General features: G+C 46.0%; 9 protein-coding genes and 1 pseudogene. 4 read left to right on the forward strand and 6 right to left on the reverse strand.

What is annotated here, in order from left to right:
* Positions 1-16 precede the first annotated feature (16 nt).
* The 3 genes and pseudogenes from hpsE to uvrB form a co-directional block, all read right to left on the reverse strand.
* The gene (gene hpsE / locus H6F52_RS14560) at positions 17-1,030 is read right to left on the reverse strand and encodes a hormogonium polysaccharide biosynthesis glycosyltransferase HpsE (RefSeq protein ID WP_242033950.1); all 1,014 of its coding nucleotides are present in this window, start codon (positions 1,028-1,030) and stop codon (positions 17-19) included.
* 729 nt (positions 1,031-1,759) lie between these two features.
* Positions 1,760-1,921, reverse strand: a pseudogene (locus H6F52_RS14565) (Uma2 family endonuclease); the annotation flags it as partial.
* 229 nt (positions 1,922-2,150) lie between these two features.
* Positions 2,151-4,148 carry an excinuclease ABC subunit UvrB gene (gene uvrB, locus H6F52_RS14570; protein WP_190535740.1) on the reverse strand — a complete coding sequence of 666 codons (1,998 nt, stop codon included), beginning with the start codon at positions 4,146-4,148 and terminating at the stop codon, positions 2,151-2,153.
* 736 nt (positions 4,149-4,884) lie between these two features.
* Here uvrB and H6F52_RS14575 point away from each other — a divergent pair.
* The 3 genes from H6F52_RS14575 (at position 4,885) to H6F52_RS14585 (ending at position 6,328) form a co-directional block, all read left to right on the forward strand.
* Complete coding sequence (locus H6F52_RS14575; RefSeq protein ID WP_190414269.1) at positions 4,885-5,073, forward strand: CsbD family protein; 189 nt, start codon at positions 4,885-4,887, stop codon at positions 5,071-5,073.
* Positions 5,074-5,203: 130 nt separating this feature from the next.
* The gene (locus H6F52_RS14580) at positions 5,204-5,656 is read left to right on the forward strand and encodes a hypothetical protein (RefSeq protein ID WP_190414267.1); all 453 of its coding nucleotides are present in this window, start codon (positions 5,204-5,206) and stop codon (positions 5,654-5,656) included.
* Positions 5,657-5,803: 147 nt separating this feature from the next.
* Positions 5,804-6,328, forward strand: coding sequence for a hypothetical protein (locus H6F52_RS14585; RefSeq protein WP_190414265.1), 525 nt, complete (start codon positions 5,804-5,806; stop codon positions 6,326-6,328).
* 247 nt (positions 6,329-6,575) lie between these two features.
* Here the strand turns inward: H6F52_RS14585 and H6F52_RS25770 are convergent, their stop codons facing one another.
* From H6F52_RS25770 to rpe, 3 genes are all read right to left on the reverse strand, one after another.
* The gene (locus H6F52_RS25770) at positions 6,576-6,713 is read right to left on the reverse strand and encodes a DUF2283 domain-containing protein (protein WP_242033951.1); all 138 of its coding nucleotides are present in this window, start codon (positions 6,711-6,713) and stop codon (positions 6,576-6,578) included.
* A gap of 364 nt (positions 6,714-7,077) precedes the next feature.
* A complete protein-coding gene (locus tag H6F52_RS14595; RefSeq protein WP_190535742.1) occupies positions 7,078-8,952 on the reverse strand; it encodes a serine/threonine-protein kinase in 1,875 nt (624 codons plus the stop codon).
* Between the two features lie 141 nt (positions 8,953-9,093).
* On the reverse strand, positions 9,094-9,801 hold the full coding sequence (gene rpe, locus H6F52_RS14600; RefSeq protein WP_190414261.1) for a ribulose-phosphate 3-epimerase: 708 nt from the start codon (positions 9,799-9,801) through the stop codon (positions 9,094-9,096).
* A 187-nt stretch (positions 9,802-9,988) separates the two neighbouring features.
* On the opposite strand from rpe, the gene H6F52_RS14605 reads away from it, so the two are divergent.
* Complete coding sequence (locus H6F52_RS14605) at positions 9,989-11,617, forward strand: S8 family serine peptidase (protein WP_347276217.1); 1,629 nt, start codon at positions 9,989-9,991, stop codon at positions 11,615-11,617.
* Positions 11,618-11,793 lie beyond the last annotated feature (176 nt).

Below are 11,793 nucleotides of genomic sequence, written 5' to 3' on the forward strand. Positions count from 1 at the left end.
ATTCTCTACGCAGAATTTAATCAATTTTTATGTCATAAGTACGTAGTCGAGTTTTCCAAATATAAAAAGGGCTAATCAGGCTATTAATAAAAAGCTCCATTTGGCAAGCAGCTACAATATCATCTTTCAACGAAAATTTATACTTGATTAGATGAAATAATATTTTACGTAAATCGTTAACCATATACATAAAAAAAACGGCGGGTCGCTGCCAAGGTTTGAAACTAAGCATCCGAGTCCGATGGCGGCTCAAACCAATCCCTCGACATAATTTGATTAAATAGTCTTTCTCTAAGCGCCAGTGGGGAATTCGATGGTGAATACACATTTCAGGGTTGTACCAAATTTCCCATCCAGCTTGTTGAATATGTAATAGCGCTTCCAAATCTTCTCCTGCCAGCATATTGTCGCCAATTCGCCCGTGAAGAATAAAATTTTTCGGCACGCTTTCCAGCCAGACTTGGCGACGCACAACTAATCCAGCTCCAGGTGGTAGAACCTTTTTGTGGGGTTCGTAGCATAGAGCATTTGTTCCCCTATCTGCAATAGCGAGCAGACAAGCGATTTCTTCAAAATTTTTGGGAGGAGTCCCTTGCAAGTCACCATAAATGCGGCTCCCATAACCGCCAACTTTCGGATGATTTTGCCCGAATGTGTATGCTGCCGAAACCCACGTAGATGTTGGTAAATTATCGTCATCAAGAAATCCAATCAACTTACCTCTGGCTTCTTGGACTGCACGTTGACGGGAAAAGGCAAGTCCTTGTTGGGGTTCAAAACAATATCTTAAAGGATAAGCGAAAGGCCAGTTTGCTTGGTATTCTCGAACAACTTTGGCGGTGTTGTCTGAGCTGTTATTATCAACAACTAAAACTTCCCAGACAAATTGCTCGGTATGAATTTGCGATCGCAGTCGCTCTAAGACATCAGGTAAACGGTCTTCCCCGTTATAAGTCGGAATGGCTACAGTAAAATCAACAGACATCGGTTTCAGAGCAGTTTTTTCAGATACGCGATCGTAATTAAGCATATGTTACATTCCTAAGCTTAATGATGCTCTTCTATACTCTTAGTATGCCCAGAAGTACTGGTTGAAATCGCAACCCCACGAACATAATTAGGACTGCGCGAATTGCCAACATTATCGAGAAGCTCTGCCCTTTGCAAACAAGATCGAAGATGCAGATGCAAATTTAATTTTTCTGGTTTCAGCACTGCCTAATCTGGAAGATCGTCGTCAGCCGCTGATGACGCGGGGAGATGACTCGGCTGTGGGTAGATGCCGGAGAAAAATCGACATTTGACGATTCAAAGCCAGATTGACGCTCCACGAGGCGCCAGGGACGCTAGGTTTTCTCGTGGCACCCTGAACGTTGGGGTTATGAGATGGGCACGACAAAGTAAGAGTCGCCTCTTATAAAGTTTAACTGCATTGGCGGCAGTGAAGTTTCAGACAGCGATCGCCAACATTGTACGGATATCGCTAGTACCATTCACCACAATCAAAAGGTAGAAATTTAGGGTAAGGTTTATTTTCCTTGAGAGCATGATTTCTGGATGAGGGGATTAGCTGGGATGACAAAAAATTACGCTTGCTAAATTTTCCAGGAATCCTTGGTATGCCTTATCTAGCGCCCTTCCGGAATATGCGGAACTAATGAGGTGGTGCCGCTCGTACCGAGAATTGGCATCTGTGTAGCAATGTTCTAGCAGTGAATCCCATTCGGGTTGGATGCGATCGCTTACCAAAAATCAGCTTTCACCATACCTCATTCAAATCCAACTCAAATCCAGGTAGCACATCCTCGCCAGATAGAGTTAAAGGAAACTCCAACACCTCTACATCTTGCCCTAAACGGTAAATTTCTACCTGCTTCGTCTTTGGATCAATCAGCCATCCTAAGCCAACGCCGTTGGTGATGGCGTTCATAGGCTGCACGGGTGATGCCTGAGTCGGTGAACTCAATTATGAAGATTGCTCAACTTGGCTTTCAGATGGCTGATTGGTGTATGGATGCGATCGCTCTTCACCCTGTTTTTCCAGTCAAAGTGCGATCGCTGTTGAATTTTTGAACCGCGTTGGCGAAGCCTGCGCGAAGCGCTTAGACGCGAAGGACGCAAAGTAAGAAAAGAGAGGCGCTTAAGCGTTTTTAATGACCGAGTAATTTGTCTCGTAGATGCTTAATGCGATCGCGGTATTTTGCAGCCTCTTCAAACTGCAAATTCTTTGCTGCTTCCTTCATTTGCGCTTCCAGTTGGGTAATCAACTCTGGAATATTCTCTAAAGGCAAATCGTCCGCCTGTTCGTAAATTTCTTCCAACTGTTGAGAATTCAGCCGCCGCGAAACATCTAGGTAAGCCAAAATTGAGTTATTGACTTTTTTGATAATCGGCTGGGGTGTAATGTTGTGCATTTTGTTATATGCCATCTGAATCCCCCGCCGCCGGTCGGTTTCGTCGATCGCTTTGATCATGCTATCGGTGAGATTATCAGCATAGAGGATCGCTTGACCCCGGATGTGACGAGCGGCGCGACCAATGGTTTGAATGAGCGATCGCTCTGCGCGTAAGAAACCCTCTTTATCTGCATCTAAAATCGCCACCAGAGAAACTTCCGGCAAATCCAACCCTTCTCGCAGCAAGTTAACCCCAATTAGCACATCGAAATTGCCCTCACGCAACTCTTGCAAGATTTCAATTCGCTCAATCGAGTTAATCTCTGAGTGCAGATAGCGGACTCGAATTCCTCGTTCTTGTAAATATTCTGTCAAATCCTCCGCCATGCGCTTAGTTAAGGTAGTAACTAGCACCCGTTCTCGCTTGTCAATCCTGTCTTTAATCTCACCTAACAAGTCGTCAATTTGTCCTTCCGTGGGACGTACAAAAATTTCTGGATCGAGTACGCCAGTCGGACGGATCACCTGTTGTACAATTCGATCCTCTGACTGTTCTATCTCCCAGTTACCGGGAGTTGCAGAAACAAAAATACACTGATTTACCTTCTCCCAGAACTCCTCTGACTTCAGAGGACGGTTATCAGCCGCACTGGGGAGGCGAAAACCATGTTCAATCAGCACTTTTTTTCGTGCTTGGTCGCCATTGTACATCCCCCGAATTTGCGGGACGCTGACGTGAGATTCATCCACCACTAACAGCCAATCTTTAGGAAAATAATCAATCAAGGACTCTGGCGGTTCTCCCGCACGCCGTCCTGCTAGATGTCGGGAGTAGTTCTCAACGCCGTTGCAATATCCGACTTCCCGCAACATTTCCAAATCGTAGCGAGTGCGCTGATCGAGTCGTTGCGCCTCTAGTAATTTCCCAGCTTTTTCTAATTCTTCCAGCCGATCTTTGAGTTCCTGTTCAATGTCATTACAAGCGGCTTCTAGCCGATCTTCTGGGGTGACAAAGTGACGCGCTGGGTACACATTTACGGCGTCCATACTCTGAAGGATTTCGCCGGTTACGGGGTCAACGTAGCGAATGGCGTCAATTTCATCTCCAAAGAATTCTACGCGAATAATCCGATCTTCGTAAGCCGGGCCAATTTCCAGCACATCGCCCCGAACTCGGAACTTTCCTCGCCCCATTTCTACATCGTTGCGGCTATACTGCACGGAAGCTAAATCTCGCAGCAACTCGCGTTGATTCACTTCTCGCCCCATCTTTAAGGGAATCGCGGCTTTGAGATATTCCGAGGGAATTCCCAAACCATAAATACAGCTAATAGAAGCCACAACAATGACATCGCGCCGCTCAAAAAGCGATCGCGTGGCTGAGTGTCGCAACATATCAATTTCGTCGTTAATTGCGGCACTTTTCTCGATATAAGTGTCGGTGACGGGAATATACGCTTCTGGCTGATAGTAGTCGTAGTAACTGACGAAATACTCCACCGCGTTTGGGGGAAAGAACTCCCGCAATTCGTTACACAATTGAGCGGCGAGCGTTTTGTTGTGCGCCAGCACCAGCGTGGGTCTGCCGACATTTTCAATAACCGCTGCTACTGAGAATGTCTTGCCCGTTCCCGTCGCTCCCAGTAGGGTTTGAAAGCGATCGCCTTTTTGGACTCCTTTTGTGAGTTGCGCGATCGCATTCGGCTGATCGCCCGTCGGTTGAAAGGGAGCTTGCAGACAAAATTGCGTCATACAGTTTTAAGAAGCTTTAAGAAAATTGTTTTTCGTGCCTGGAGCTTGATCGGCACATTACCAGATATCTAGCCTCTCTCATCCTAGCCATTTGCCCTCTTCTATGCCTTGCTCATCTAAGCGATCGCCAGAAATAAATCCTAACTTGTCACTGTTATGCACGTTTATCGCCAACAGCATAATTGTTTTAACAAATATTGACAATTCTTATCTTTTGTATTCGAGCGGTAAAGCGATCGCTGATTCGTTTATTGGCTTCAACATTGCTTGCAAATGAAATTGTGTCATGCAAGTTTTTTGCAACCTCACTTTAGTCGCACTTTGGACTAAATTACTTCTCCCCCTTTACTTGATTAGCACTCCCTCTACAACTTTGAAAAGCCGCTTGTTTCTAGCGGTGCAGGGGTGCTTCCATTGCAAAGGTTCGAGAAAGCTGTTGAAGGGAACTTATGAATGGGATAATGATCCCACGTTTTTAGCCGAGACAAGATTTCCTATTGTAAAAATTAAGAATTTTTTTAAATTATCATCTACCTTTAGCCGTAGGAAATACTCATTCTTTGAGCATAGGTAAAGAGTAATAATAGCGATCCCCATTTTTTCTGTCTGGGGGCAGAAGGCTGTGTAAACAAAACTAGATACATTGAATACATAGAAGCAAAAGAAGACTGCGGCAATAACGCAAATTTAACGCATCTTCTAAATTAAAAACTGTTTGAAAGATTAGGAGAAAAAAATGAGCGTTGAAGATAGAGCTAAAGCAACCGGCAAAAATATCGAAGGCAAAGCCCAAGAAGCGCTCGGCAATATAACTGGCGATCCAGAAGATAAAGCTGAAGGAAAAGCCAAGCAAGCTGAAGCCCAAGTAAGTCACACCAAAGAAGATGTGAAAGATAAGGCAAAAGATTTGGTTGATAACGCCTAATACTTGACTTTGGAGGTCTAGTTACTGAAAAGATTCATCTAGACCTTCTCCCTTATTTAATGCAGCCAATACCACAGACAGGTAACACCCTGATTCTGTCTTGTAAAGACAAGTTTAATAGGAGACTGAGGTGAATTTTCTTCAGCAATTTCGGAAAATTTTTACGGCTTTAGTCTTGGTTCTGTTCCTCTCTACAGCTACAGCTTGTAGTGGAGCCAGCCAAGCAACTCAACCGAAAGCTCTACCGGGTGCGAGTAGCGGTGCTAACAGCATTGTCGCATATCAACAGTTGGAACGCGGTAGCACTGCCGCCGGTCAAGAATTTGGTAACTGGGTAGTCCAGACAGCGAAAGGATTAGTCAAGGATGCCTACGTCCGTGATAACAACAAATTAGGAGTTGTGATTACGCCCCAAGTCCGTCCTAACGAAGTTAAAAGTTTAGCAAGCTCTTTAGCTCAAGGATTCCACAAGAATTTTCCCAACCAAGATTTAACCATTTTGATGTATGCGCCAGATAAAAAACTGATTTTGACAGCCAAATATGATGAGCAGTCAAAACAAATTCAGTATCAAGGTGCTTAGTTTAACTAAGGGGAAATCGGTGAAAGCTGGGGCAATTCATCTAGCTTTAACTACTTTAGAAGGTGCATTTGTAGAGATGGGGTGAATCCCCTCTCTACCCAGAATTTACGATTTTTTCTTTTAGCTTTTGAATCAGGAGATAAGAAAATGACCAGCAGCGAACAATATAAGCGTCAAATCATGAATGATTTGGCTGGTGGTGACTCCGAAATGATGCAGGACGCTCCAAGCGATCCTAGCAGTGATTATCAAAATTTTGATGACTTTGCTCAACGTTCCTCTAGAGACGAACGCCGTCAACTGTTTGGGAAGTCTCTACATCCAGACAGTATTCCCGTCAGCCAGATGGAGCCAGAACTCCAAAAAGCGATCGCGCAGATTCAACCCAGCGAACGGGATGACGTGGCGCGGGAATTCTTTAAGCGGTTAAAGGAAAGAGGACTCAATGACCGCCAGTTAGAGCAACAATTAAGTCTCTCCACCCATCACCCCAGCCGCATGAGTGCAGATGATGTCAGCAAACTGGCTACCTTTACCTATCACACTCATCCTGACATCTTTCAAGATGTATTAGCTGATAAACCAGCGATCATGAAGTTTCTGAGCAATCCAGTGGTTGCCGCTGTATTTGGCATCATGGCAGCTAAGTGGCTCGGCGGTCGCAGGCACTAAAACCCTTTGCGGTTAGACAGCAATAGGTAGTTGAAGAAAAGGCGCTCTAGCCAACTTGGAGCGCCTTTTTCAGTTTGACAACTTAGCAATTGAAGAAATTCAATGTTGCGAGTAGATGTTAGCTGGGCAGTCAATTTTTAGACTTTTATAGTGCCAATTTAATCTCAGAAGATTCTCCTAAAGCTTCATTTACTACAATCAGCTTTCCCTGGTTATCGGCTCCAAATTGTTGATTTGCATTAAATAGTTAAATTCCATAAATAGTTCCATCAGGCGCTATATTTACATTCATTTCATCGCTGAATTGGATGGTTTCTACCTGCACTGTTTTTTCTTGTAAGTAGATATAAGGGACGTTGTATCTAGGATCGTAAGTTAGTTTCATAAAATAACGCAAGTTGCTAGTTCTAAATATAGATAGTTTTATCCCTCATAACCCCCTGAAAAAGTGATGCTGGAACTCGGAGGGAACCTCCTTTGTTAGGAAGCATCAAGACGGTGGGGAGATTCAAAATCCCCCTTTTTAAGGGTAGGGCTGTTTTATTCTGCCCTCACCAGCCAGCGATTTCAATCGCTGGCGAATTTTCTGGGAATGAAACAGTCCTACCTTTTTAAGGGGGATGCCAGGAGAATCGAAAAGGGATGAGCGCATCAGTAGCAACTTAGGTTAGATTATTATGCCTTACACGCTTCATCCATAATCTCAACCCCAACTCAAAACAAACTCTTTTCTCTTTCTTTTGCCTTTCTCAAACCCGCTGCCAAATCTTGATAGTATCGTCCCCGCTGCCACTAGCGAGTAGCTGCCCATCCGGGCTAAAAGCAACGGAAAAAACACAGTTACAATGACCTGTGAGAGTGTCAATTTGGTTGCCCGTACTCGGATGCCACAGTTTGATAGTTTTGTCATGACTGCCGGTAGCCAGTAGCTGCCCATCCGGACTAAAAGCAACGGAACTAACCCAGTCGGAATGGCCTGTGAAAGTGCGGATTTGGTTGCCCGTACTTGGATGCCACAGTTTAATAGTCTTGTCATGACTGCCACTAGCCAGTAGCTGCCCATCCGGGCTAAAAGCGACGGAACGAACCCAGTCGGAATGACCTGTGAAAATGCGGATTTGGTTGCCCGTACTCGGATGCCACAGTTTAATAGTCTTGTCATGACTGCCACTAGCCAGTAGCTGCCCATCCGGGCTAAAAGCGACGGAACGAACCCAGCCAGAATGACCTGTGAGAGTGCGGATTTGGTTGCCCGTATTCGGATGCCACAGTTTAATAGTCTTGTCCCGACTGCCGGTAGCTAGTAGCTGCCCATCCGGGCTAAAGGCGACGGAATAGACCCAGTCGGAATGGCTAGAAAACCACCCACTTAAAGTGCGGATTTGGTTGCCCGTATTCGGTTGCCACAGTTTGATAGTCTTGTCATCACTGCCGGTAGCCAGTAGCTGCTCATCCGGGCTAAAAGCGGCGGAACGAACCCAGTCGGAATGACCTGTGAGAGTGCAGATTTCTTTGTCCGTACCCAGTTGCCACAGTTTGATAGTCTTGTCCCGACTGCCACTAGCCAGTAGCTGCCCATCCGGACTAAAAGCGACAGACCAAACCGCGTGGGAGTGACCACTAAGAGTCTGTACGCATCGCCAAGTTTGAGGAACTGCTACAGGAGGTGTTGCAGATTTTGGATTGTGTATTTGCTGTTTGGGACTTGATGATATCTGAGGAACTACTATAACGGGTGTTTTGAACTTTGGCTGGGGTGTTGTTGGTGGTGTAGCGGATTGTTGTCCTAAACCCGCCCCTACATCACATCCCAATAAATCTAACCACTCCTGCACCGACTGAGGGCGATACTTTTGATTAAGCGCCATTCCCCGCATAATTGCCTCATTTACTCGGTCGCTAATCTTGGAATTTGACTGCTGCGGTGGTTCTAGGGGAATGTTTTGCAATCTTGCAGGCGCAGGCATTGGCACCTCTGCGGTCAGCAAAGTATACAACGTGGCGGCTAGAGCATAGACATCTATATATTCTCCCCGTTCTGCATTGGGGATATATTGTTCGGGTGGCGCGTAGCCAGGAGTAAGATTTTCTGTATGCGTCTGGATAGCATTGGGGATAAATTCTCTGGCAATGCCAAAATCAATCAGCACAGCTTCCGATTTGCCAGCGCGTAACATAATATTATTGGGCTTGAGATCCCGATGCAGCAAGCCGCGTTCGTGAATCTCCGTCAAAGCATCGCCGATTTGCCCGATGTATTGCAGCGCTTCTGATTCCGATAGTACGCCGATTCGGAAGACACGACGATCCAAGTCTTCGCCTTCGATGTATTCCATCGCTATGCAAGGCAGATTCCCTTCATCAAAGACATTTTCTATCTGCACCACATGAGAGTGACGACACAAAGCCAGCCGCAGCGCTTCATCGCGGAAATCTTGCCGTAGTTTTGCTTGGCGCGGTATCCAAGCGGGATGATTGAGAATTTGTTCTCTCAGGGTTTTAATTACCCGCAGTTCGCCGCGTTTATTTCTGGCGAGATAGGTAATGCCGATACCGCCTTCGCCTAGCCGCTTTTCGATAAAATAGCGATCGCCAAACAACGTTTGCCCATTCGTCCAAACCATCTTTCACGATTGCCAAATGCTGGTACTTATTCTGGCACGCCCTCTCTATCTAACAACAAAAAAAGCCTGCGATCGCAGGCTTTTTTCATCTAGTAGGAATGCGATTCATCGCGTCTCTACAGGCAAATTATTAAATTCTTTCTACACAGTCGCTAATTCTGGTGAAGGACGCTTACTATTGCGAATCCCTTCAATTGCCTGTGCATAATCCTTCGCCTTAAACACAGCAGAACCAGCAACAATTGCATTCGCTCCTGCTTCCAAAACCTGCCAGGTATTATCTACTTTTAATCCGCCATCCACTTCAATCCAAGGGTCAAGACCGCGTTCATCGCACATTTGACGCAACTTCCGGATTTTCGGCACCATCTCTGGGATAAAACTTTGACCGCCGAAACCGGGGTTAACGCTCATAATTAATACCAGATCGCAAATCTCCAGCACATACTCAATCAAATCCAAAGGAGTAGAAGGATTGAGAACAACACCCGCCTTTTTACCCAGTTCCTTGATTTGTCCTAGAGTCCGGTGCAGATGCGGTGAAGCGTTGTGTTCCGCATGAACGTAGATATGATCTGCCCCCGCCTTCGCAAAATCTGCGACATATTTTTCTGGTTCCACAATCATCAAGTGGACATCCAGTGGCTTTTGGGTAACAGGACGAATCGCTTCTACAATCAGCGGACCAATTGTAATATTCGGAACAAAGCGACCATCCATCACATCAACGTGAATCCAATCTGCACCGGCGGCATCCACCGCCTGAATTTCCTCTCCCAATCGACTGAAGTCAGCTGATAGGATTGATGGAGCGATAACAATCGGCTTCTGGGATGGCGTTTGGGTCATGGTTATTTATACTCTCTTGCGTCCTCGTCTGGTATTCAGTTTAACAAAAGACGTGGCAAGCCTTAAAAAAGTATGAAGTATGAACGATGAAGTGTGAATTTAACCTTCAATCTCTAACCTTCAACCTTGAAACTAAGATTTTCAACCTTCAACCTTCAACCTTCAAAACTTCAGTGGAGAAGCTTGCGTGGCTCACCAGCAGATTTTTAAAAAACTAACATGGCTTGTTTGGGGGCTGGGAATTACCGCGTTAACCGCTCCTTCCTCTCTGGCTAACGAAACCTCATCACTAGGAGAAGCGGGCATTGATGCCCAAAGGCTACACGCTGCTCCTTATAACTTATTGGGTCGTAAGATTGCTATCGGTCAAGTGGAGATTGGAAGACCGGGACAATTTGGTTTGGATAAAGCGGTTTCCCGGAATCGAGCCTTCTCCTTGATCCGAGTCTTTTATCGAGATGCCCCAGCCAAAGCTGATAGTAATGTTGATGGGCACGCAGCAATGGTAGCAAGCGTGATGATTAGCTCGGATAAAGGTTTCCCCGGAGTGGCACCGCAGGCACGACTGTATGCTTCAGCGGTTGGCGCACCGCAAAAAACAGGTCAACCGGAAGAGTGCTTATCCACGCAGTATGTAGCAATGCAAAATGGGGGCGATGTTCGGGCAATTAACTTTAGTTTTGGAGAGTCTCTGGAGCGAGATTCTCGACCGAACCCGATTCTGGATGGCAACGCTCTACTAACCCAGTGTATTGACTGGTCGGCTCGCGTCCACGACTCGCTTTATGTAGTAGCGGGGAATCAAGGGACTGGGGGGATTCCGATTCCCACCGATAACTATAATGGCGTCAATGTTGCTTATACAACGCGCCGCGAGGGAATTTTTACGAAAGTAGATTTTGCCAACTTGAGCGCTGCGCCTATCGGCATTGCGAAGCGTCTGCTTGACCGGGAAATTAATGTTGGCCCCCGTCGCTCGATTAGTTTAGTAGCACCCGGTAGCCAGATCGAGGTATTAGATATTAAGGGTAAGGAAAGTCGGGTTACGGGAACGAGTTTTGCGGCTCCCCATGTCACCGCATCTGTCGCGTTGTTACAAGAATATAGCGATCGCCAACTGCGAACACAACAGCCCAACTGGACTCCAGACGCCCGTCGTCATGAAGTCATGAAAGCTGTGCTGCTGAACTCCGCAGAAAAAATCAAAGACACTGGTGATGGACTGCGCCAAGCGATGAGTCGCACAATTTTGACCAAAGATAACCGCGACTGGTTAGCCTCCGATGCTTACAAAGACCGAAAAATCCCATTAGACTTCCAAATGGGTACCGGACAGATGAATACTTTTCGGGCTTACCAGCAATTTAGTCCCGGTCAGTGGAATTCTGAAAAGCCGGTGCCGTTGGTCGGTTGGGATTACCGCACAGTGAAGGAGTCTGCATTTCAGGATTATGTCTTGAACCAACCATTGCAGCAAGGGAGTTTTGCCTCGATTACGCTCGCCTGGGATAGGCGCGTGGAGTTACAAGATCAAAATAACAACAAGCAGTTTGATGTTGGGGAAAGTTTTAGCGATCGCGGCTTAAACAATCTCGATATCTACCTGATGCGAGCCGAAGATAATGATATCAGCAAGAGTATCTGGTCTTCGGAAAGCGATGTTGATAGTGTAGAACACATTTTTCAGGAAATTCCTGCCACGGGTCGCTACAAAATTCGCGTCCATTATCGTCAGAAATTCAATGAAAATACTCAAGCCTATGCCTTAGCTTGGTGGACAGTACCCGCGAAAGAGCTACTCAAACAGAAAAATTAAACAGAGAATCGCTATTTGAGATTGAAGAATAGGGGCCTGTACTGAACAAGATATCGCCCCTTCTATAGACACGCCCCTTAAACCTTCTTCGCTCCGGTTCATACCATTTCACTTTATGTCTGCCACAAATACGTCTATTGCCCCCCTTTTGAAGGGGAGTTGGGGCGATCGCAAAT

Origin of the sequence: Coleofasciculus sp. FACHB-542 (genome assembly GCF_014695825.1) — a bacterium.
Taxonomy (GTDB): domain Bacteria; phylum Cyanobacteriota; class Cyanobacteriia; order Cyanobacteriales; family FACHB-T130; genus FACHB-T130.

Coding starts and splice junctions, on each gene's coding strand:
- H6F52_RS14595 (WP_190535742.1), bottom strand. CDS start 8,952: ATGGTTTGGACGAATGGGCAAACGTTGTTTGGCGATCGCTATTTTATC.
- H6F52_RS25770 (WP_242033951.1), bottom strand. CDS start 6,713: ATGAAACTAACTTACGATCCTAGATACAACGTCCCTTATATCTACTTA.
- uvrB (WP_190535740.1), bottom strand. CDS start 4,148: ATGACGCAATTTTGTCTGCAAGCTCCCTTTCAACCGACGGGCGATCAG.
- rpe (WP_190414261.1), bottom strand. CDS start 9,801: ATGACCCAAACGCCATCCCAGAAGCCGATTGTTATCGCTCCATCAATC.
- hpsE (WP_242033950.1), bottom strand. CDS start 1,030: ATGCTTAATTACGATCGCGTATCTGAAAAAACTGCTCTGAAACCGATG.
- H6F52_RS14585 (WP_190414265.1), top strand. CDS start 5,804: ATGACCAGCAGCGAACAATATAAGCGTCAAATCATGAATGATTTGGCT.
- H6F52_RS14575 (WP_190414269.1), top strand. CDS start 4,885: ATGAGCGTTGAAGATAGAGCTAAAGCAACCGGCAAAAATATCGAAGGC.